A 23,465-nucleotide genomic window follows, 5' to 3' on the forward strand; every position below is an offset into this window, starting at 1 on the left:
GAATAAAATATGGTTAAAATTAGATTATCTAGAAAAGGAATTAGAAAAAAACCTTTTTATCAAATAGTTGTTACAGATAGTAGAAATTCTAGAGATGGACGTTTTATAGAAAAATTAGGTTACTTTAATCCTTTTAATTTAAATAAAGATAATAAAAAATTAAAAATTAAATTTAATAGAGATAGAATAGATTTTTGGTTGTCTAAAGGAGCTATTCTTTCAAAAAGAGTACATAATTTAATAAAATAATTTTACTCATGAATATTTTAAAAGAAAAAATAATTTTAGGAAAATTTGGTAAAATTTATGGTATAAAAGGATGGATCAGATTATTTTCTTATACTCAAAATAAAAATAATATTTTTTTATATAAAAAATTATTTATCTTAAATAATATAAGAAATATTGTTTTTATAAAATTTAATCAATTTAAAGTTAAAAAAAATTATTTTATTGTTAAAATTAATAATTTAAATAAAAATGAAGATACAATTAAATTTATTAATCATCAAATTTATATATTTAAATATGAATTAATAAAATATAAAAATAAAAAAGAATATTATTGGATTGATATAATTGGATGTCATATACTAAATAAACACAAAATTTATTTAGGTAAAGTTATAAATATAATAGAAACAAAAATATATGATATTCTTATAATTAAATCTAATAATTTGTTTAAAAAAAAAATAATATTTATTCCTTTTATAGAACCTAATATAATTAGGAAAATAGATTTAATTCATAATATTATTAAAGTAAATTGGAATCTATAATTTTTTTATAAATAAAATAAAAAATCATTATGTGGATTAGTATCATTAGTTTATTTCCAGAAATGTTTAAAACAGTTATTAAATATGGAATTATTAATAAAAGTATAAAAAAAAAATTATTAAAAATAAGTTTTTGGAATCCTAGAGATTTTACTAAAAATAAAAATCGTAAAGTGGATTCAAAAATTTACGGAGGGGGGGGAGGAGTTATATTAAAAGCAGAACCATTAATAAAATCTATTTTTAAAGTAAAATTAGAGATGAAAGATAATGTTAAAGTAATTTATTTATCTCCACAAGGTAAAAAAATTAATATTTCTTATATTAAGAAATTATTATTATATGATAAAATAATATTACTTTGTGGTAGATACAAAGGTATAGATGAACGTGTTATTAATAATTATATAGATGAAGAAGTCTCAATAGGAGATTATATTCTTAGTGGTGGAGAGTTACCTGCTATGATATTAATAGATATATTAATAAGACATATTCCTGGTGTATTAAATACAATATCATCAAATAATACTGATTCTTTTTTTAATAATGGATTATTAGGTTCTCCTAATTATACCCGTCCTAGAGTATTGAAAGAATTAGGAAAAAAAAATGTTCCTTCCATCTTATTATCAGGAAATCATAAAAAAATAAAAGAATGGAGATTACAACAATCTTTAGGAATAACTTGGTTAAAAAGACCTGATTTATTTAAAAAAAAAAAATTAACAGAAAAAGAAAAAATTTTATTTAATAAATTTAAAAATTCTTATTTTAAAAATAAATAATATAATGGAGTAAAGTAATGAATAATATCATTAATTATATAGAACAAGAACAAATAAAAAATTATAAAAAATTTCCTTTATTTAGATCTGGAGATACATTAGAAATAAAAGTATGGGTAGTTGAAGGTTTAAAAAAAAGACTTCAAACTTTTGAAGGAATTGTTATTTCAATATCTAAGAAAAAAAGTTTTAATTGTTCTTTTACTATTAGAAAATTATCTAATGGAATTGGAGTAGAACGTGTTTTTCCTTTATATTCTAAAATAATTAATTCTATTATAGTAAAAAAAATAGGTCATGTAAGAAAATCAAAATTATATTATTTACGTCAATTAACTGGTAAAGCAGCACGTATTAAAGAAAGATTAGTTAATTAAGTTAAAATTTTATTAATAAATTAATTTTTTATATAATTAATAATCTTATTTTTTATATTAGAATATCTTTTAATTTTAAATTGTATTGCTTTATAAAAAATTAATTCATTACTATAAATATTTACTTTTTTTCTAGCTCTTGTAATAGCAGTATAAATTAATTCTCTAGTTAAAATAGAATAAAATTTATTTGGTAATACTAAAGAAATATTTTTAAATTCTGATCCCTGAGATTTATGTGTAGTTATTGCATAAGCTATATCATAAGACGGTAAATTTTCAATAGATATAATTTGATATTCTCCATTAGCTAATAAAAATTTAATTTTTAATTTTTTATCTTTTTTATCAAAAATAGTAATCCCAATATCTCCATTAAATAAATTTAGAAAACTATTATTTTGATTAATAATAATAGGTTTTCCTATATACCAATTATTATTTTTAATATTATTTTTTATAATTTTTTTATTAAATAATTCTTTTTCTATAATAGAATTAATTGTTTTTGTACCAAACAATCCATGTTTTATAGCACATATAATTTGGTAGTTATTAAATTTATATAAAATATTTTTGTGGTTATAATCATATTTATTTAAAAAAATAAAATATTTTTTATATTCATTAATAAATGAATTAATCATTAATTGATAATTTTTTTCATTAATAATATTAATATATGTAATATCAGAATATTTTTTTAATAAAAATAATTTTTTAATTTTTTTTATATTTCCCTGTTTAATCATTATAGCTAGTTTATTAATACCAGAATTAATTGGATATCTATAATTATGTTTTAAAACAGTAATAAAATTACGAAAAAAAAATCTTTTTTTATTATAAAAATTTTTTATTTTATTATTAGTTATAATATTTAACCATGAAAAATATTTTTCTGTAAAAAAAAATTTTTTAAAATAACACAAATCTTTAAATATATTTCCATATTCTATTGGAGGTAATTGATATTCATCACCTAATAAAATTAATTTTGTTTTTTTAGATAAAATTTTTAAAATAATAACCATTAAATTAAAATCAATCATTGATGCTTCATCTATTATTAATAAATCTATATCTAATGAATTTATGTTATTATATAAAGTCTCTTTGGTATAAATGTTCATTTTCAATAAATGATGTATAGTAGTTACTTTATTAGGAATATTTTTTTTTTCTTTTTCATTTATTAATGTTAAAGATATATTTTTAAAAAATTTATTTATAGATTGAGTTAATCTAACAGATGCTTTACCAGTAGTTGCTACTACCTTTATTTTTAAAGGTTTATTAAAAATTTTTATAAATGTAAAAATTATTTTTGATATTATATTTGTTTTACCAGTACCTGGAGATCCAGTAATAATACTAATTCTATGTGTTAATGCTGCACAAATAGCTTCTTTTTGTAAATAATTATTTTTATTAAATAAAATTTTTAATATATTTTTAATTTTATCTTGTTTTATAAAAACAAAATTATTGTTAATAAAATTTTTAATTATTATATTTTCTTCATACCATATTTTATGTAAATATAAGCAATGGTTTTCTAAAATAATTGGAGTAATTTTTTTACCATTACTAACAATATTATTATCTAAAAATAATATTTGTTCCCAATTTGTAATTTGATTTATTTCTTTTATTTTCTTAATTAAAAAAATATTTTTTTTATTTTTAATTTTTATTTTTAAAAATAACTTAGATATCGGTAAACAGGTATTACCTTTACTAATAGTATTACTAAGTAAAGTAATTGCAAATTTTAAAAAATCTTGTTTTTTAGAAGTTAAAACAGATGCGAAATATAAATCTATTAATCGAATAATACCTGTTTTACATAATTTTTTTAAAAAATAATACATATAATTTAATTTTTATATTTAAAAAAAAAATTTATTTAGTTTATTAATTAATTGAAAGGTTGGTTTTATTTCCCAAATACCATTTTCGTTTTGTTTATTATCAATACCTCTAATATATAAATATATTACTCCTCCAAAATTTTTTTCATAATTATAATTTTTTATACGATATTTTAAATATTTATGTAAAGCTAAAGAATAAATTTGATATTGTATATCATAACGATTTAAATAAATATCATTTTCAATATATTTTTTTTTATAATTTTTAAAATTACTACCTAACCAATTTGATTTATAATCTATTATATAATATTTTTTATTCCATAAAAATATTAAATCTATAATTCCTGATAAAAATCCTTGAATTGTTTTAAAATTTAATTTAGGTAATTTATTAGAAATAAAATCATATTTATTTATAATATTATTATATTTTATAGCAGAAAAAGATTTTTTTATTGATAAATAAAATTTAAATTCTGTTTTTTTATTTTTATTATTTATTTTACTTAAAATAATTTTATTATCACCTATTGGTAATTTAAGAATATTATTAAACCAATTAGTTAACATAATATGCCAATTAGAACTAATATTTTTTTTTATTAATTCTTTTTTAATAAAATTTCTAGTAATAATTTTAGTAAAATCTAATTTTTCTAAAATATTATGTATAGTAGTTCCTATATATTTACCAATAGGGAAATTATATTGTGTTTTTTTAATATTCTCTTTATTAAAATTTAAAAATTTATATTGATAATTTATATTAAAAAATTTTAAATTATTATTTTGTTGTTTTTTTATTTGAGAATAACTAGATATTATTTTTTTTTTATAAAAAAAATTTTTTATTTGAGAAGTAAATAATAATTTATTATTTTTATTTTTTAAATATTCATTATTTATTTTTATATGTTTTTTTTTTTTTATAATTTTAATAGAAATATCTTTATTTTTAAAATTATTTAAAATTTTTTTAAAATCTATATTAGAAATATTATTTTTTTTTTTAAGTAAAAAATCTAAAGCATTAAAATATGATAAATATAAATTTAATTTTTTATAATTATAATTTTTAATATTAGCAATTCCTATACTACAATGAAAAATTGATCTTGTTAAAGATACATATAATAATCTTAAATTTTCTGATAAAGTTTCCTCTAAAAATAATTTTTTACTTTCTTCATCTTTTTCAAAATCTATAATTGTTTTAAAATTTTTTCTATTATGGTAAATAATACCATTTTTATTTATAAAATCTATAATATTTGAAGAAATAAATGGCAACCAAACAATAGGAAATTGTAATCCTTTTGATTTATATATTGTCATAATTTTAATTTTATTAATATTATAATTTAATTTTATTTGTTGATTTAATAAATTTTTATTAGTATGTATAATTTGTTGTAATAACCATTCTATTATTTGTTTAAGATTAATTATATTTATACATGATATTTGTATTAATTCACCTAAATATAAAATATTTTTTATTTTTTCTTCCATAAAATTATCAATAATATTTATTTTAAAAAAAATAGAATCTTTTATAAAAATTTTTTCTAACATATTTAAAATACCATATTTTTTCCAAATTAATTTATATATAACAAACTTATTAATTATTTTTTCAATATAAATATTTTTTTTATCATTATTAAAAAATGATAAATTAATATTAAATAATGTACTTGATAAAAGATTAATAATTTTTTGTTTTTTATTTGGTTGTAAAATAGTTTTTAATAGTAAAACTAATTCTTTAGCTTCTTGTTTTTCAAAAATATGGTTGGAATTAGATAAATAAATAGAAGGTAAATTAAATTTTATAAATTCTTTTTGTAGAATAATTGCTTCAAAACGATTTCTTACTAAAATTGTTATATCAGAGATACTAATTTTTCGATTTTTATAATTTTTTTGAAGAAAAGCTTTATTTTCTCCACCTAAATTTATTAACTGACATATTTCATATGCACATGTATATGCTATTTTTTTTTTATATGAATTTATATCTATAAATTTATCAATAAACCAAAAAGTAATTCCAGGTTTTATTTTATTATTAATAATAAAATTATATTTTAATTTTTGATTTGTATATTCAATAGAATGAAAAATTATATTTTTAAATAAAAAAGGATAAGATCTATTAGAAAATAATTTATTAACACTATTTACCATAGTACTAGATGAACGCCAATTATTTTTTAATGTAAAACGATTTTTAATTTCAAAAGAAGCTTTTAAATAAGTAAAAATATCTGCTCCTCTAAAAGAATAAATAGCTTGTTTAGGATCTCCTATTAATATAACAAGATTCCTAGTTTTATTAATATATATTTTTTTAAAGATGTTATATTGTTGTATATCTGTATCTTGAAATTCATCTACTAATATTACAGGAAATAATTTTCTTATATCTTTTGCAATTTTACTACCAAATTTACTATTTAATCCTTTATTTAAAATTTTTAATAAATCATTAAAACTTATTTCATTATTTATTTTTTTCTTTTTTGTTATATATTGATTTATATATTTAATAGCTTTAATTATTATTAAAAATTTTAAATTAACTATTTTTTTTAAAAAAACATCAATATATTCAAATAATATATATTTAGGTATTTTAAGATTATTAATAGTTTTACTAATTAATACTTTTTGAGAAAATCTCATTAATTCTTTTGGATAAAAATTATCTTGAGTATCCATTAAACTCCATAAGTTAATAGTATTGATCCAATTATTTATGAATTTTTTATTATAAATATGTTTATTAATATTAGAATTATTAATAATATTAATTATATTATCTTGATATTTTATCCAATATTTTTTTATTATTTTAATATATTTTAAATTTTCATAAAATTGAATATCAAAATTTTTATTTTTAATAGGATATTTTATTTTTGGGAAGTATTGTTGAGATAAAAAAGGTAATAATGTATTTAATAAATTATCAGGAGATTTCCAATATAAAAAAATTATTTTTGCTATTTTTTTAGGTAAATTATAAAGATATTTTTTCCAAAAATTAATAGAAGCTTCTTTTTGTAAAATTAATTCATCACTAATGATTTTTTTATTAGAAAAAAAATCATAAATTTCGTAATTTTTAAAATTTAAAATTTTTTGACAAAAAGAATGTATAGTATAAATAGATGCATTATGCATATTTAATTCAGCTTTTAATAATAAATTATTAGCTGTTTCATAATCTTGAATTTCTTTTATAAAATTATCTATAATACCATATTTACTTTTTTTTTTTAAACATCCTATTCTTAATATATGAATACTTTTTTTAATTCTTTTACATAAATCTTTTATTGCAATATCTGTAAAAGTTACTACTAAAATTTGTTCTACTGTTAATGGAATTAAATTATGTTTTTTTTGATGCAATCCTAAAAGTAATCTTAAATATATTATAATAATAGTAAATGTTTTACCAGTACCTGCAGATGCTTCTATAAGATATTGACCACTTAAATTTTCTTTAAAAGGATCAAATTCTTTAAATTTTATTATTTTTTTTTTCATTTTTATTATTTTAAAATTAATTACTATAATAGAGTAAATCAATCATCCATTTTTTTATTAATTTTATAGTTTTTAACCATTTTTTTTTATTTAGATAAAAATTTAATTTTTTAAAATATGGATCATTATATTCATTTATAAATATATTATTTTTATTCCAATAATAAAAAAATTTTTTTTTTGCTTGATCTTGTATAAAAAAATCATTATTAATACATTTTTTTTCTTTATCATAACAATAATTTATCCATATCCAAGAACTTTTCATCGGTAATAATATAGGATTATTTAAACCTGAAATATATCCATTGATGTACTTTTCTAATAAAAAAATAGCTTTATTTTTTGTTAAAAATTTAAAATTATATTTTGTATTTTTAAAACCATAAATAAATAAATTTATTTTTTTATTATTAATATTATTTGCACATAAAATTAAATATTTTATCCATAGATCAATAATAGTTTTAATATCTATTATTTTGGGTTCAAATTTAATTAAATTATTTTTATAACTAAAATATTTAATATTCCCCTTTAATTTAATATTAAAAATTTTAAAATTAATTTTATATATTTTTTCTATATATGAATATTTTTGAAATTTATTATTAAAATTTTTATTTATTTTATATATTTTTTCTTCCCACCATATTTCTCCATAAGGACCATAAGGTAAAATACCATTATTTAAATAATAATTATATAAATGATTAATATTTTTATTTAAAATTAATGTATATAATATTTTTTTATTTATAATATATTCTTGTAAAGCACTAATATTAAATGAATTTTTACAAAAAATTTTTATATTATTTAAATCTTGTAAATATATTTTTAATCTTTGATTAAAAAATCCTTTTACTGGGTGTTTCCAAAAATTAATTAAATTATTGATTTTTAATTTATTAATTTTTATAGGTTTTAAACCATGAATTTTATAATTATCAATTATATTGTTATCTTTTTTAAAAAAGAAATTATATCTATTTTGATAATTTCTATAAAAATTTTTAATAAGACAATTTTTTATTAAATTATTTTTAATATAATAATTTTTAGAAATATATAAGAATAATTTATTAATTATATTAGATAAATTATTTTGAATATTATTCATTTTATTATTAGTATAACTAATAAATAACTTATTTTCTGTAGAAATTATTAATTTTAAAAATAAATTTTTATCTTCATCTAAATAATTTTTTTCTCCTTTATAAGGATAATCTTTTATTAAATTAAATATTACTGGATATTTTTTTTTTGGAAAATATTCATTACTCATTCCTATCATAAAAATTTTTTTAAATAACATATTTTGAAACATGTTAAAAGAACAAAAATTTATTTTATTTATATGAAATAAAAATTTTTGATGTTTTTGTTGAATTAAATAATTAATTTTTTGAATTATTATTTTAATAGAAATTTTTTTTTTATATTTTATATTTAAACCTTGATCTAAAAATAAAAAAAATTTTTTTAATATGAAATATATATTTTTATATATAAATTTATTTTCTGGAAAAAAATCATGATAAAGATTTAATAAATTTTTTTTCCATTTTTCTAAAAAATATTTTTTATTTAATTTTATTTTCCATTTTTCTAATTTTAATAAAAAACAAATAAATTTATCTAATAATTTTTGTGATGATACAGTAGATATATTATATGGAATTAAATTTTTCCATTTACCTGCATCTTTATATAAAGAAAAACCTAAAAATATACGATATATACCTAATTTCCATGTATACTGATCTTTAGGTAAAGAGATATCATTAAAATTTTTAATATTTAATCCATATTTTATACCTAAATCTTTTATCCAATAATGTAAATATTCCAAATTTTCTTTATTTAAAGAAAATTTATTAGATATATATTTATCATCTAATAAAAAAAATATTTCTTGTGGAATTAAATTTTTATAAGGTAAATTTAATAAGAATAAAAATTTATTTAAAATATCTAAATTTCTTATTTTATCTGGATTAGAATAAACATTAATAGGTATTATATCTTTAAATATTGAGTTAATAAAAGGAACATATATTTCTAAATTAGGACATATGACAATAATATCATGTAAAAAATAATTTTGGTTATTTTTTAAAGTAAATAATATATTATTACGTAATAATTTAATTTCTGTATAAAAATCTTCACAAATATTTATTTGAATAGATTTATCTAAATAATTAATTTTTTTTTTATTTTTAAATCTTAAATTATTTTCATGTATATATAAAATATCATTTTTTATATTATTTAATAAACTTGTTTTATCATTTTCTATAAAAGTTTCAATAATTCTAGATGGTAAATTTATTAATTTATTAAAATTATTTAAGTGATAATTACCCCAAGAAAATAATAATGTATTAAAATTAATATTTTGATTATCAAAATTTTTATATTTTAGTGTATTATCCCAATAATATTTAGAAGGACTACATACTAAAATATGTATTTCTATATATTTTTCTAATTTTTTTAATAATTTTAAATGTATTAAAGGAATATTTTGTATATCTAATATAAATATTCTTTCTGGAAGTAAATCATATTTAAATATTTTATATTTTTTATATTTTTGATAAAAATTATATAATTTACCATAATACCATAATTTTTTATTTAAAATATTTTTATAATATGTTAATAATGTTTTCCATAATTTAGCTTGCCATGTTTGATGTTTATTTTTTAATGATAAAAGAACTTTATTCTGTTCCCATAATAATAATAATTCTGGTTTATATTTTTGATAATGATTATATAAATTAGATATTTGAGTAGATAATTGAAATAAATAATTAAAATCTTTAATTTTATATGAAAAGTATTTTGTAAAATTTGTAAATTCTGTAGAATATATTAAATCAGGAATAAGTAATGATATTAACCAAGTAATATTTTCTTTATATAAAAAATCATCTTTATATATATTAGGTATTATTTTTATAAAAATATTCCAAATAAATTTATCAAGAGAGATAAAATTAATATTTCCATATATTCCTAAAATATTTGAAAAATTAATTTTTATTAATTTAGAAAAATTTTTATAATTATCATATAATATAATTTCTGATGTTAAAGGATTTTTTAAAGGAAACTTTTTAATTTGTATTTTTATTAAATTTAATAAAATATCAATTTTATTTGAATAATAAATTGTAAACATATTAAATTATATTTAATTGTATAAATTTTTTATAAAAAATAATTATTCCAATAATTATCATAGTTAATGAAAAAAATTGATTAATTGTTAAATTAATATAATTATAAAAAAAATTAAATTGAATATCAGGTTCTCTAAAATATTCTATAAAAAATCTCATTATACCATAAAAAAATAAAAATAAACTAGATTTATATCCTATAAAAATATTTTTTTTAAAAATTATATTTAAGATTAAAAATAAAATTATTCCTTCTAAAAAAAATTCATAAATTTGTGTAGGATGTCTTGGTAAATTACTATATTTTATAAATATATCTTGATATATTAAATTTTTTTGTATATAAATTATATCTTTTTCTGTTGAATTAGGAAATATAATAGCCCATGGCATATTTGTAACTTTACCCCATAATTCACTATTTATAAAATTTCCTATTCTTCCCATACCAATTCCAAATGGAATCATAGGTACTATAAAATCAGTTAATTGTAAAAAATTTTTTTTTTTTATATAAGAAAAATAAATTATTACTATAATAGTACCTATTAAACCACCAAAAAATGACATACCTCCTTCCCAAATTTTAAATAAAATAATGGGATTTTTAATAAAATCATGTATATTATAAAATAATATACATCCTATTTTTCCGCCTAATAATACACCTAAAAAACAAAAACATAATAAATTATAAATTTCTTCTTTATTTCCAATTTTATTGTTTTTATTTCTTATAATAGATATTTTTATCATATAAATAAAACTAATTAAATACATTATTCCATACCAATAAATATTAATTTTATTTATCCTAATAAAGATAGGATCTATATTTGGAAATAAAAAATATTTTTTATACATTTTTATTCTAGATTAATTTAATTAATTCTTATATTATATAATATATTTATTTATAAATAAAATTTTATATATATGAAAGAAATTTTTTCTACTATTATTCCTAATGAAAATATTTTATTTTTAAGAGCAAAATTAATAACAGGATATTCTATAATAGATATTGCTAGATGGTTAAATTATAAAATATTTAATAATTTTAAACAAGATAAAGGAATAATAGGTAAATTAATTGAATTTTATTTAATAGGAAAACAAAATAATAATCTTTCAAATCAAGATATACCATATCTTGGTATAGAAATTAAGACAATTACTATAAATAAAAAAAATAAAATAATAAATGATTGTTTTATTTGTTCTTTTCCATTAATAAATAAAAATACTTTACTATTTTATAAAAAAAAATTAGATAATAAAATATCTAAAATCTTGTGGATACCTATTATAATTAAGAATATAAATACTCCCTTACCTATGAGAAAAATAGGTAAGCCATTTTTTTGGGTTCCTTCTGTAAAAGAAAAAATAAAATTAAATTATGATTGGAATAATTTAATAAAATTATTAATAATAGGAGAAATAAAAAATATAAATTCTTATAATGGTTATATTTTATTAGTAAAAAATAAGGGAAATAAAAAACAATTAACTAAAACTATAGATAAAACTGGTAAAATTATATCTATAATTCCTAGATCTTTATATTTTAAAAAAAAATTTTTAAATTATTTATTAAAAAAAAATTTAAATAATATTTAATAAAATATTTTATTAATTTTTATATAAAAAATTTATTATTAATTTTTACATAATTCTAAATCAATTAATTCTTGTATTTTTTGACGACGTCTAATTATTTTAGGAATATTGTTTTCAATTAAAATTTCTGGTATTAAAGGTCTACTATTATAATTAGAAGACATGGATGCTCCGTATGCCCCAGTATCATGAAATATTAAATAATCTCCAATATTTACTATAGGTAACATAAAAAAAGAAATTTCACCATTATCTAATTGTGTAAATATATCTCCTGATTCACATAACGGACCGGCAATAATAGTGTTTATTTTAGGATAATTAGATAAATCTTCTCCTTTAGAAGAAATTGCTGAAATATAATGATAACTACCATACATTACTGGTCTAATTAAATCATTAAATCCTGCATCTACTAAGACAAATTTTTTTTTTTTTATATTTTTTATAGCACATACTTGACAAATTAACATACCTGATTCGGCTACTAAAAATCTTCCAGGTTCAATTTCTAATTTTATATTTTTTTTGAAAAAATTATTAAGGATTTTTCTAGTTTTATTCCATAAATTAAAATAATGATTAGTATTAACTTTTATATCATTTTCTTTATAAGGTATAGATAAACCCCCACCTGCTGATATAATATTAATTTTTGGCATATAAGGTTGTATTACATTATACAACATCGAATCACATACTTTTTGTAAATGTTTATAATTAACCCCTGATCCTATATGCATATGTATTCCTATTAAATTTAAATTATATTTTTTTATAAAATAAATAGATTTTTTTAAATCTGTATACCAAATACCGTGTTTACTTGTTTCTCCTCCTGTATTTGTTCTTTTATTATGTCCATGTCCAAAACCAGGATTTATTCTTAACCATATATTATGGCCTCTTGAGATATTACCTAATTGATGTAACATATCTATTGAACCAATATTTACAGTAATATTAAGTTTAATAATACGTTTTAATGTTTGTTTATCAAAAATATCAGATGTAAAAACAATATCATTTATATATTTTGGATTATATCCTGCAATTAATGCTCTTTCTATTTCTCCTAATGAAATAGCGTCTACTTTAACTCCTTCAGATCTCATTAATTTTAAAATATTTATATTTGAACAAGATTTTTGTGCAAATCTTATTATATCAAATTTTTTTAATTGTAAAATTTTATTTTTTATATTTTCAGCACAATATAACCAAAATGGAGTTTTATGTTTTTTTATTAAAAATAATATAGTTTTAATCGAAATATTATTTTTATTAAATTTTTTATCAAAAATTTGTATTATCATTTTTTACCTTTATTAAAAAAAATTTTATAAGAAATTTTTTTAAAAAAAATATATAAATAAAAATTATATTTAATTTTTATTTTTACATAAAATTTTAATTATTTTAATAATAAATACCAATAAAATTTTAATAAAAGCTTAAATTAATTTAGTAGCCAAGATAATTTATCTATGTTATTTATTAAATAAAATATTTTAAATATATAATAATTATATATATTATTTATTATAATAATTTATTATAATTTAATCTGTTATAAATTGAATTAATATTTATTATTTTAATTATATAAATATTTTAAATATATTAAAATTTAGGGAAAAATAATGTTACAAAAAGAAATTATTATTCATAATATTCATGGTTTTCACACTCGCCCAGCAGCAATTTTTGTAAAAGAAGCTAAAAATTTTATATCAGATATTACTATTACATCTAATGGAAAAACAGTTAATGCTAAAAGTTTATTTAAAATACAAACTTTAGGTTTAACTAAGGGAACTTTAATTACTTTAAAAACTTCTGGAATAGATGAAAAAAATGCTATAGAACATTTAACTCAAATTATTCAAAAATTATAAATTAATTTTTTAATTTTTAAAAATATCAAAATAATTTAAACAATATTTTATTAATTTAAGTAATTAATATTTTAATAAAATTATTAAAATTATAATTTTAATAATGTTTAAAATAAAAATTATTATATAATAGAGGTAAAAAATATGATTTCAGGAATTTTAGCTTCTCCTGGTATTTCTTTTGGTAGAGCATTTTTATTAAAAATAGATAATATTATTATTAATCGTAATAAAATTACTGATAATCAAATAAATATAGAAATTAATAAATTTTTAAATAGTCAAAAAAAATCTATAAAACAGTTAAAATATATAAAAACAAAATCATTAGAAAATTTTAATTCTGAAAAAGAATTAATTCTTGATGGACATATTCTTTTATTACAAGATGAAGAAATGACTAAAGAAATTATTTTTTTAATAAAAAATAATTTTTTATCAGCAGATGCTGCTGTAGATTCTGTAATAAAATCTCAAATTAAAATATTAGAAAATTTACATGATCAATATTTAAAAGAAAGAGTTATTGATATCAAAGATATAGGTGATCGTTTAATAAAAAATATTTTAAATTTAGATATTATTAATTTAAATGAAATAAATAAAAAGGTAATTTTAATAGCAAAAGACCTTACACCATCAGAAACAGCTCAATTAAATTTAAAAAAAATTTTAGGATTTATTACTGATTTAGGTAGTAGAACTTCTCATACAGCAATAATGGCTCGTTCATTAGAAATACCTGCAATTGTAGGAACTGGAAATATAACTACAAAAGTTAAAACAAATGATTATATTATTTTAGATAGTATAAATAATAATATTTATATAAATCCTTCTCTTAATATAATAAAAGAAAAAAAAATATTATTTAATAAATATATAGTAGAAAAAGAAAAATTAAAAAAAATTAGTAATTTTCCAGCTAAAACTAAAGATAATTGTAAAATTAAAATATGTGCAAATATAGGATCATTACAAGAATTAGAAAATATTAAAAAAAATGGTGCTGATGGTATTGGTTTATATAGAACAGAATTTTTATTTATGAATCGTACTTCTTTACCTACAGAAGAAGAGCAATTTTATGTTTACAAGACTTTAGCAAAAAATATGAATAATAAATCTGTTATTATTAGAACTATGGATATAGGTGGCGATAAAAAAATACCATATATGAATTTACCTAAAGAAGAAAATCCCTTTTTAGGGTATAGAGCTATTAGAATAAGTATAGATCGTAAAGATATTTTACATTCGCAATTAAGAGCTATTTTAAGAGCCTCTAATTTTGGTAAATTACATATAATGTTTCCTATGATTATTTCGGTAGAAGAAGTTTTATTTTTAAAAGAAGAATTAAATTTTTTAAAAAAACAATTACAAAATCAAAAATATGATTTTAATAAAAAAATTCCTATAGGAATAATGATAGAAACACCAGCCTCTGCTATAATAGCTAATTATTTAATAAAAGAAATTGATTTTTTTAGTATAGGTACTAATGATTTAACTCAGTATACATTAGCTGTAGATCGGGGAAATGATTTAATTTCACATTTATATAATCCTATTCATCCTGCTATATTTTTTTTAATTAAAAAAGTGATAGATGCTTCACATGAAGAAGGAAAATGGACAGGAATGTGTGGAGAATTAGCAAGTGATGAATGTTATATTCCTGTATTATTAGGTATGGGATTAAATGAATTTAGTATGAGTTCAATTTCTATTCCAAAAATTAAAGATATTATTCGTAATATAGAAATGGTTAAAGCTAAAGAATTAGCTAATAATGTTTTATTACAACCAACAATTAAAAATATTAAAAATTTATTGTTAGAATTTAATAAAAAAAATAATTTTTCTAAAAGGTAGAATCATGAATATTTTTTCTAATTTTTTTAAAAAAAAAAATAAAAAAATAAAAATTACTAAAATATTTGCTCCTATTTCAGGAAATATAATAAATATAGAAAAAGTACCTGATATTGTATTTTCAGATAAAATTGTAGGAGATGGTATTGCTATTAATCCAACTGGAAATATTATTGTTTCTCCTGTTAATGGAATAATTGGTAAAATATTTGAAACTAATCATGCTTTTTCTATAAAAACTACAAATAAAATTGAATTATTTGTTCATTTTGGTATTGATACAGTAAATTTAAAAGGTAAAGGATTTATAAGAAGATTTAATTTTGAAAAAACTAATATAGTTAAAAAAGGTGAAATAATTATTGAATTAGATTTAGATTTTTTGAAAAAAACAGCTAAATCTATATATACTCCTATAGTTATTTCTAATACTGAAGAAATTAATAAAATAAAAAAATATTCAGGAAATGTTATTGCTGGTATTGATCCTATATTAGAAGTTTATAAAGAATAATTTTTTTTAAAAAAAGCATTTTTTAATAATCAATAAATTAATTATTAAAAAATGTCATATTAACATATTTTAAATTAATAAAAAAATTTTATATATTTTTTATATTTTATAAAAAATACGACTATGTGTGATTGCAATAGCTAATGCATCAGCTGCATCTTCTTTAGGATAAGAAGGTAATTTTAATAACATAAAAACAGTATCTTGTACTTGTTTTTTTTTTGCACTACCTATACCAACTACAGTCATTTTTACCTTACTAGCTGAATATTCAAAAATAGTAAGATTATGATTTACAGCTGATACTATAGCTGCACTTCTTGCATGTCCTAATTTTAATGCAGAATCAGCATTTTTAGCCATAAAAATTTGTTCTATAGCAAAATTATCAGGTTTAAATTTTTTTATTATTTTACTTATATCATTATAAATTATTTTTAATCTTGTAGGAAAATCTTTAATTTTTAAGGTAAAAATACAACCACTATCAATATAAATTATTTTATTTTTAGACTTTTTAATTAAACCATATCCTGTAATCCTAGATCCTGGATCTATACCTAAAATTATTGTCATAATATTTAATCTTTTAAATTATAAATAAATAAAATATTTCTTTATTATATTTCGGCATCATGATATACATTTTTTATATCTTCGCATTTTTTACATAAAAATAATAAATTAATTAATTTATTTTTTGTAAAAATATTTATTTTTTTTTTTATAAATGGTTCTATAAATAATTCAATTTTTGTTGGTTTTATTTTTAATTTTTTTATTTTCTTAGTAAGAAATTGATATTTTTCTTTTAAAAACATTATTTGAATATTTTTTTTTTTAAAAAAAATATCATCTGCTTTTAATTTTTCTGCTATATTAAGAATATAATCTGAATTATTTTTATGTAAATAAGTAATTAGTATTTGTTTTTTAAATATATAATTAACTGTTCCTTTTTGTTTTAAACTACCTCCAATTTTATTTAAAATATTACGTATAAAAGATGTAGTCCTATTACTGTTATTTGTTAAACATTTAATCATCAATGCAATTTTTTCAGGACCATAACCTTCATAATAAATTTCTTTTAATTTATTATCATTTTTTTTATTTATATGTTTTTTTAAAATATTATTAATTGTTAGACGACTCATATTATGAGATAATGCTTTTTCTATAATTAAACGTAATTTAGAATTATATTGAGGATTTATTCCTTGTCCTGTATGTATAGCTGAATTTAATTCTTTAATAATCTTAGAAAAAATTTTATCTTTTTTACTATCTTGTAATTTTTTACGATGACGCATATTAGACCATTTACTATGTCCAGACATAAAAATATATTCCTTTAATTTTATTAAATAAATGATAAACCTAAATCTTTTATAAGATGATAATTAATTTTATTAGGAGCTTTAGTTAATAAACAATTTGCTGATGTTGTTTTCGGAAAAGCAATAACATCACGAATATTATTCGTATTAGTTAATAACATAACTAATCTATCTAATCCTAAAGCTATGCCTATATGTGGAGGTGTACCAAACTTTAGAGCTTCTAGAAAAAAACCAAAATTTTTTTTTTGAACAATTTTATTTATTTGAAGAATATCAAATATTTTTTTTTGTATTTTATAATTATTTATTCTAGAAGATCCACTACCTATTTCATAGCCATTAATTACTAAATCATAAGAATCAGATAATATCTGATAAGGATCTTTTTTTAAAAGATTATTCATATTATCTACAGAATAATTTTTAGGAGATGTAAATGGATGATTCATTGGAACTAAGTTACCTATTTTATCTTTTTTAAATAATGGGAAATCAATAATCCATAATGGATACCATTTATCTTTTTGAATAAGATTAAGATCTTTTCCTAATTTTTTACGTAAATATCCCATAGAAGATATATTATTATAATGTATAATTTCTGTTCCAATAAAAATAATATCATTATGATTAGATTTATTTTTATTAATAATATCTTTTATTTTTTTATGATTTAAATGTTCAATAGAAATATTTTTTATATTAAATATATTAATTAATTTATTATGATTTACTTGAAATATATTTAAATCATTTGTCCCATATTTTTTAATATAATATATATATTTAATTAAATTTTGTATTTTTTTATTACATAAATATTTATTTTTAATAGAAATAGAAATTATTCTATTTATATTTTTTTTAATAAAAAAATTACTTAAATCTATAAGTTTTAATTTATTTCTTAAATCAGGTTTATCTGTACCAAAATATTTCATTGATTGCTTAAAAGTTAAAATTTTAAATTTACTTAAAGATATGTTTTTTATATTTTTCCAGATATTAAATATCATTTTTTCTATAAAACATCGAAATAATACTGATTTTGTAAAAGACATTTCTATATCAATTTGTGTAAATTCTGGTTGACGATCTGAACGTAAATCTTCATCACGAAAACATTTCGCTATTTGATAATAACGATCTAATCCCGCAATCATTAGTAATTGTTTAAAAATTTGAGGAGATTGTGGTAAAGCATAAAAATTATGTTTATTAATTCTACTTGGTACTAAATAATCTCTTGATCCTTCTAGTGTTGAATTAGTTAATATAGGTGTTTCAATATTTAAAAATTTGTTTTTTTCTAAAAATTTTCTAATGTAACTTACTATGATAGATCTTTTTTTTAAAATTTCAGTCATTTTTCTTTGTCTTAAATCTAAATATCGATATTTTAGTCTGTTTTCTTCTGTATTAACGGAATTAATATCAATAGGTAATGCTTTAGATTTATTAAGGAGTAATATATCAAATACAATAATTTCTATTTCTCCAGTTAATAAATTTAAATTTTTATTTTTTTCTGTTCTTTCTAATATTTTACCTTTAATTTTTACGCAAAAATTATTACGCAATTGAGTAGCTATATTATAAGCTATTTTATATTGAGGTTTAAAAACTGCTTGAATAACACCTTCTCTATCTTTTAGATTAACAAAAATTAATTTTCCTAAATTTCTATAACTTTCTACCCAACCATAAATAATTATTTCTTTATTTATATATTTTTTATTAATTTCACCACAGTAAATTTTATTTTTCATTTATAAAACCTTTTTTCTAAAAAAAATATTTTATAACTTATCATAATTAAATTATTTATATATAAAATATATTTTAATTAAAAAATTTTTATGTATAATTCTATTTTTATATTTTTATTATTTTATAATTTTTGTTATTATTATATAATAAAATTATTAATGAATAATTTAATATATAAATATAATTTTATTAATATAAAAATTAATCATAATTTAAAAATTAAAAAATATAAAATTAAAAATTTTTTTAGAAGTTATTACTAGTAAATTTTTAAAGCCCCATATTTAAGAAATAAATTTTTTAGATAAAACACAATTATATTATAATTACTAATATAATTTTATTATCAAAATATTTATACTTTAAACTAAGTTAGTCATTTTAACATATTTAAATATGTTTTTTATTACAATCATTATTTATAAAATCTTTTTTTAAAATATTTTTATTTATTAAAATAAATATTTAATATTTATTTTTAAATAAAATTTTCAAAAATAAAAAATTAATTATTATTTATAATATTAAAAATTTATTTTTTAAAATATTAAATTTTATAAAAAATAAAATGTAATTATATACTTATGTTTAATAGATTATAATTAAATTTTAAAAAATTAAAATAAAAACTATCTTTATTTTTATAAAAAAAAACTAAATAGTATATGACTATTTTATAGTATTTTCTAAATTTTAAATATATTTATTTTTTATTTTATAATAATTTATTATTTTAAGAAAAAATTTATAAATAATAATTCTATTTTTTAAAATTTTACTTATAATTTTTTATATAAAAATTAAATAAAATAAAGTTTATTATTAATTAATTATTAATAAATAATAAAAAAGGAAATACATGAATATAAAAAAATTTCTTTCAAAAAAAATTCATAAATGCATGATAAAAGCTGGTATACCTAATAATTATAGTACTATATTACGTCCATGTAAAAAAAAAAAATTAGGACATTATCAAATTAATGGTATTATAGCAGCAGCTATCTATCTAAAAATAAATCCTTATCATTTAGCAAATAAAGTAGTAAAGTATTTAGATATAAAAAATATAGTATCTAAAATTACAGTATCTAAGCTAGGACATATTAATCTTTTTATTAAAAATCAATGGTTATCAAATCAAATAAATTTATTAATTACTTCTGATAGGTTAGGAATAACAGAAAAAATTATTCCTGAAAATATTGTTATTGATTATTCAAGTCCTAATGTAGCAAAAGAAATGCATGTAGGTCATTTAAGATCTACAATTATAGGAGATTCAATTGTAAGAATTTTATCTTTTGTAGGACATAATGTTATTAAATCTAATCATATAGGTGATTGGGGAATGCATTTTGGGATACTTATTGCTTATTTAAAATTAAAAAATCAAAAAATAAATATATTACTTTCTAATATAGAAAAATTATATAAAAAAGCACAAAAAAAATATATTAAAGATATTAATTTTGCAAAAAAAGCTAGATCTTATGTAGTTAAATTACAAAAAAAAGATATTTCTTGTTTAAAAATATGGAAAAAAATAGTTAATATTACTATGAAATATAATTATCAATTATATAACAAACTTAATATTAAATTAACATATAATGATACTATGGGAGAAAGTACATATAATGATATGTTATCAAATATAATTCTAGATTTAAAAAAAAAAGGGATAGCTATCAATGATAATGGAACTATTACTGTTCCTATAAAAGGAGTAAAAAATAAAAAAGGTAAATTAATGGCTGTTATTATTCAAAAAAAAGATGGAGCATATCTTTATGCAACAACAGACATTGCTTGTATTAAATATCGTTATGAAACATTTAAAGCTAATAGAATTATTTATTATGTAGATTCACGACAAAATCAATATTTAAATCAAATTTTTCAAATAGTAAAAAATGCAAAATATGTACCTTCTAATATAAAATTAGAACATCATATGTTTGGTATGATTTTAAATAAAAATAATAAACCTTTTAAAACAAGAGAAGGTAAAAATATAAAATTAAATGATTTAATTGATGAATCAATTCTTAGATCTAAAAAAATAATTATTAAAAAAAATCCTTTTATTAAAAAAAATATATTAGAAAATTTATCTCATATAATTGGAATAGGAGCAATAAAATATGCTGATCTATCGAAAAATAGAATAAATAATTATATTTTTAGTTGGGATAAAATGTTATCTTTAAATGGAAATACATCATTATATATTCAATATGCTTACGTAAGAGCTATTTCTTTATTAAAGAAAATTAATATTAATTTAAAAAATTTTTTAAATTTAGAAATGATTTTTTTAACCCATTATGAATTAGATCTTGCAATGTCATTTTTAGATTTTGAAGAAATTATTTTAAAAATTATTCAACAAGGTACACCACACATATTATGTAATTGGTTATATAAAACTACTGTATTATTTTCTCAATTTTATGAAAATTGTAATATTTTAAATATAAAAGATAAAATACTACAAATAAGTAGATTAAAAATAGTTTTTTTAACTTCTCTTTTTTTAAAGAGAGGGTTATATTTATTAGGAATAAAAACTATAAAAAAAATATAAAAAATATTAATAATAATTTTTTTTTAAAAAAAATATTATTATTTAATTTTAAATATATAAAAATTTTTAAATAATATATGTCTAAAAAAAAAGTTATAATTGCAATGTCTGGAGGAGTGGATTCTTCTCTTTCTGCTTGGTTATTGATAAAACAAAATTATCAAGTAGAAGGATTATTTATGAAAAATTGGGAAGAAGATGATATAGATAATATATGTAATATTAAAAGAGATTTATATCACACTGAAATTATTTGTGAAAAATTAAAAATTCCTCTACATAAAATTAATTTTTCATCTGAATATTGGGATTATGTTTTTAAAAAATTTCTTTCTGAATATAAGAAAGGACATACACCAAATCCTGATATTTTATGTAATAAAATTATTAAATTTAAATATTTTATGAATTTTGCTATTAAAAATTTAGGAGCTAATTTTATTAGTACTGGACATTATGCACGTTGTAAAAAAATAAAAAATAATTTTTTTTTATTAAAAGGAATTGATTCTGATAAAGATCAAAGTTATTTCTTATATACAATAAAAGAGAAACAACTAAAAAAAATTTTATTTCCTATAGGAGGATTAAAAAAAAAAGAAGTAAGATATTTTGCAAAAAAACTTAAATTTATAAATGCTAATAAAAAAGATTCAACAGGAATTTGTTTTATAGGAGAAAAAAATTTTCCTAATTTTTTAAATAAATATTTATTTTCTCAATCAGGGAAAATAGTTAATATTAATGGTAAAATTATAGGTAAACATAAAGGATTAATTCATTATACTATAGGACAAAGAAAAGGAATTGGATTAGGAGGTTCTATATTTTCTGAAAATAAACCATGGTATGTTTATAAAAAAGATATTAAAAATAATATCTTAATTACTGTACAAGATAGAAAAAATTTATATTTATATTATATTGGATTAATAGTTAAAAAAATTACTTGGGTTAATTTAATACCTCAAATTTTAAGAAATAAATGTACAATTAAAACTAGATATAGACAAAAAGATATTAAGTGTAAAATTACTTTTTTAAGTAAAAATAAAATTAAAGTATATTTATACTCTCCTATTTTTAGTATCACAAAAGGACAATCAGCAGTATTTTATTATGGATCAATCTGTTTAGGAGGAGGAATTATTGAAAAAGGAATACCTTTAATTTAACTAAATTAAATATTTTATTATTTTATTAGAAAAATAAATTTAAATATTTAAAATTTTTATTTAGTTTTATAAATAAATAATTAGATAAA

Annotated in this window: 18 protein-coding genes; 10 read left to right on the forward strand and 8 right to left on the reverse strand. The window is 16.5% G+C overall.

Annotated features, from left to right (window positions below):
• The first annotated feature begins 9 nt into the window (after positions 1-9).
• From rpsP to rplS, 4 genes are read left to right on the forward strand one after another with little or no spacing between them, the layout of a single operon-like run.
• Positions 10-249: a 30S ribosomal protein S16 gene (gene rpsP, locus GJT98_RS02040; RefSeq protein WP_168821336.1), complete on the forward strand. Its 240-nt coding sequence runs from the start codon at positions 10-12 to the stop codon at positions 247-249.
• A gap of 8 nt (positions 250-257) precedes the next feature.
• A complete protein-coding gene (gene rimM / locus GJT98_RS02045; RefSeq protein ID WP_168821338.1) occupies positions 258-782 on the forward strand; it encodes a ribosome maturation factor RimM in 525 nt (174 codons plus the stop codon).
• 29 nt (positions 783-811) lie between these two features.
• The gene (trmD, locus tag GJT98_RS02050; RefSeq protein ID WP_168821340.1) at positions 812-1,570 is read left to right on the forward strand and encodes a tRNA (guanosine(37)-N1)-methyltransferase TrmD; all 759 of its coding nucleotides are present in this window, start codon (positions 812-814) and stop codon (positions 1,568-1,570) included.
• Positions 1,571-1,587: 17 nt separating this feature from the next.
• Positions 1,588-1,947, forward strand: a complete 360-nt coding sequence (gene rplS / locus GJT98_RS02055) for a 50S ribosomal protein L19 (RefSeq protein ID WP_168821342.1) — start codon at positions 1,588-1,590, stop codon at positions 1,945-1,947.
• A gap of 20 nt (positions 1,948-1,967) precedes the next feature.
• Here the strand turns inward: rplS and recD are convergent, their stop codons facing one another.
• The 4 genes from recD to lgt are packed head-to-tail and all read right to left on the reverse strand — an operon-like array spanning position 1,968 to position 11,449.
• The gene (gene recD / locus GJT98_RS02060; RefSeq protein WP_168821344.1) at positions 1,968-3,821 is read right to left on the reverse strand and encodes an exodeoxyribonuclease V subunit alpha; all 1,854 of its coding nucleotides are present in this window, start codon (positions 3,819-3,821) and stop codon (positions 1,968-1,970) included.
• A gap of 18 nt (positions 3,822-3,839) precedes the next feature.
• Positions 3,840-7,385, reverse strand: a complete 3,546-nt coding sequence (gene recB / locus GJT98_RS02065; RefSeq protein WP_168821345.1) for an exodeoxyribonuclease V subunit beta — start codon at positions 7,383-7,385, stop codon at positions 3,840-3,842.
• Positions 7,386-7,401: 16 nt separating this feature from the next.
• Positions 7,402-10,584: an exodeoxyribonuclease V subunit gamma gene (locus tag GJT98_RS02070; RefSeq protein ID WP_168821347.1), complete on the reverse strand. Its 3,183-nt coding sequence runs from the start codon at positions 10,582-10,584 to the stop codon at positions 7,402-7,404.
• Between the two features lies 1 nt (position 10,585).
• Complete coding sequence (lgt, locus tag GJT98_RS02075) at positions 10,586-11,449, reverse strand: prolipoprotein diacylglyceryl transferase (protein ID WP_168821349.1); 864 nt, start codon at positions 11,447-11,449, stop codon at positions 10,586-10,588.
• Positions 11,450-11,521: 72 nt separating this feature from the next.
• On the opposite strand from lgt, the gene GJT98_RS02080 reads away from it, so the two are divergent.
• Positions 11,522-12,208 carry a MutH/Sau3AI family endonuclease gene (locus GJT98_RS02080; RefSeq protein ID WP_168821350.1) on the forward strand — a complete coding sequence of 229 codons (687 nt, stop codon included), beginning with the start codon at positions 11,522-11,524 and terminating at the stop codon, positions 12,206-12,208.
• Between the two features lie 38 nt (positions 12,209-12,246).
• On the opposite strand, the gene lysA is transcribed toward GJT98_RS02080, so the two are convergent.
• Positions 12,247-13,524: a diaminopimelate decarboxylase gene (gene lysA / locus GJT98_RS02085; protein WP_168821352.1), complete on the reverse strand. Its 1,278-nt coding sequence runs from the start codon at positions 13,522-13,524 to the stop codon at positions 12,247-12,249.
• Positions 13,525-13,851: 327 nt separating this feature from the next.
• On the opposite strand from lysA, the gene GJT98_RS02090 reads away from it, so the two are divergent.
• The 3 genes from GJT98_RS02090 to crr all read left to right on the forward strand — a co-directional run bounded on the left by GJT98_RS02090 (position 13,852) and on the right by crr (position 16,498).
• Positions 13,852-14,106: an HPr family phosphocarrier protein gene (locus GJT98_RS02090; protein ID WP_168821354.1), complete on the forward strand. Its 255-nt coding sequence runs from the start codon at positions 13,852-13,854 to the stop codon at positions 14,104-14,106.
• Between the two features lie 144 nt (positions 14,107-14,250).
• Positions 14,251-15,984, forward strand: coding sequence for a phosphoenolpyruvate-protein phosphotransferase PtsI (gene ptsI / locus GJT98_RS02095; protein ID WP_168821356.1), 1,734 nt, complete (start codon positions 14,251-14,253; stop codon positions 15,982-15,984).
• Between the two features lie 4 nt (positions 15,985-15,988).
• A complete protein-coding gene (crr, locus tag GJT98_RS02100; protein WP_168821358.1) occupies positions 15,989-16,498 on the forward strand; it encodes a PTS glucose transporter subunit IIA in 510 nt (169 codons plus the stop codon).
• A 99-nt stretch (positions 16,499-16,597) separates the two neighbouring features.
• On the opposite strand, the gene ruvC is transcribed toward crr, so the two are convergent.
• From ruvC to aspS, 3 genes are read right to left on the reverse strand one after another with little or no spacing between them, the layout of a single operon-like run.
• Positions 16,598-17,074: a crossover junction endodeoxyribonuclease RuvC gene (gene ruvC, locus GJT98_RS02105; RefSeq protein WP_168821360.1), complete on the reverse strand. Its 477-nt coding sequence runs from the start codon at positions 17,072-17,074 to the stop codon at positions 16,598-16,600.
• A gap of 44 nt (positions 17,075-17,118) precedes the next feature.
• A complete protein-coding gene (locus GJT98_RS02110; RefSeq protein WP_168821362.1) occupies positions 17,119-17,838 on the reverse strand; it encodes a YebC/PmpR family DNA-binding transcriptional regulator in 720 nt (239 codons plus the stop codon).
• 23 nt (positions 17,839-17,861) lie between these two features.
• Entirely contained in the window at positions 17,862-19,610 is a 1,749-nt protein-coding gene (gene aspS, locus GJT98_RS02115; RefSeq protein ID WP_168821364.1) for an aspartate--tRNA ligase, read from the reverse strand.
• Between the two features lie 860 nt (positions 19,611-20,470).
• On the opposite strand from aspS, the gene argS reads away from it, so the two are divergent.
• Both argS and mnmA read left to right on the forward strand, forming a co-directional pair.
• The gene (argS, locus tag GJT98_RS02120) at positions 20,471-22,201 is read left to right on the forward strand and encodes an arginine--tRNA ligase (RefSeq protein WP_168821366.1); all 1,731 of its coding nucleotides are present in this window, start codon (positions 20,471-20,473) and stop codon (positions 22,199-22,201) included.
• A 77-nt stretch (positions 22,202-22,278) separates the two neighbouring features.
• On the forward strand, positions 22,279-23,376 hold the full coding sequence (gene mnmA, locus GJT98_RS02125; protein ID WP_168821368.1) for a tRNA 2-thiouridine(34) synthase MnmA: 1,098 nt from the start codon (positions 22,279-22,281) through the stop codon (positions 23,374-23,376).
• Positions 23,377-23,465: the final 89 nt, after the last annotated feature.

The sequence above is a fragment of the Enterobacteriaceae endosymbiont of Donacia sparganii genome (genome assembly GCF_012569045.1).
In the GTDB taxonomy this organism is placed as follows: Bacteria; Pseudomonadota; Gammaproteobacteria; order Enterobacterales; family Enterobacteriaceae.

Excerpts from the sequence above, each read along its gene's own strand:
- rplS (WP_168821342.1), top strand. The coding sequence starts at position 1,588 with ATGAATAATATCATTAATTATATAGAACAAGAACAAATAAAAAATTAT.
- recD (WP_168821344.1), bottom strand. The coding sequence starts at position 3,821 with ATGTATTATTTTTTAAAAAAATTATGTAAAACAGGTATTATTCGATTA.
- rpsP (WP_168821336.1), top strand. The coding sequence starts at position 10 with ATGGTTAAAATTAGATTATCTAGAAAAGGAATTAGAAAAAAACCTTTT.
- GJT98_RS02070 (WP_168821347.1), bottom strand. The coding sequence starts at position 10,584 with ATGTTTACAATTTATTATTCAAATAAAATTGATATTTTATTAAATTTA.
- lgt (WP_168821349.1), bottom strand. The coding sequence starts at position 11,449 with ATGTATAAAAAATATTTTTTATTTCCAAATATAGATCCTATCTTTATT.
- aspS (WP_168821364.1), bottom strand. The coding sequence starts at position 19,610 with ATGAAAAATAAAATTTACTGTGGTGAAATTAATAAAAAATATATAAAT.
- rimM (WP_168821338.1), top strand. The coding sequence starts at position 258 with ATGAATATTTTAAAAGAAAAAATAATTTTAGGAAAATTTGGTAAAATT.
- GJT98_RS02110 (WP_168821362.1), bottom strand. The coding sequence starts at position 17,838 with ATGTCTGGACATAGTAAATGGTCTAATATGCGTCATCGTAAAAAATTA.
- GJT98_RS02090 (WP_168821354.1), top strand. The coding sequence starts at position 13,852 with ATGTTACAAAAAGAAATTATTATTCATAATATTCATGGTTTTCACACT.
- GJT98_RS02080 (WP_168821350.1), top strand. The coding sequence starts at position 11,522 with ATGAAAGAAATTTTTTCTACTATTATTCCTAATGAAAATATTTTATTT.
- crr (WP_168821358.1), top strand. The coding sequence starts at position 15,989 with ATGAATATTTTTTCTAATTTTTTTAAAAAAAAAAATAAAAAAATAAAA.
- mnmA (WP_168821368.1), top strand. The coding sequence starts at position 22,279 with ATGTCTAAAAAAAAAGTTATAATTGCAATGTCTGGAGGAGTGGATTCT.
- lysA (WP_168821352.1), bottom strand. The coding sequence starts at position 13,524 with ATGATAATACAAATTTTTGATAAAAAATTTAATAAAAATAATATTTCG.
- argS (WP_168821366.1), top strand. The coding sequence starts at position 20,471 with ATGAATATAAAAAAATTTCTTTCAAAAAAAATTCATAAATGCATGATA.
- ruvC (WP_168821360.1), bottom strand. The coding sequence starts at position 17,074 with ATGACAATAATTTTAGGTATAGATCCAGGATCTAGGATTACAGGATAT.
- recB (WP_168821345.1), bottom strand. The coding sequence starts at position 7,385 with ATGAAAAAAAAAATAATAAAATTTAAAGAATTTGATCCTTTTAAAGAA.
- trmD (WP_168821340.1), top strand. The coding sequence starts at position 812 with ATGTGGATTAGTATCATTAGTTTATTTCCAGAAATGTTTAAAACAGTT.
- ptsI (WP_168821356.1), top strand. The coding sequence starts at position 14,251 with ATGATTTCAGGAATTTTAGCTTCTCCTGGTATTTCTTTTGGTAGAGCA.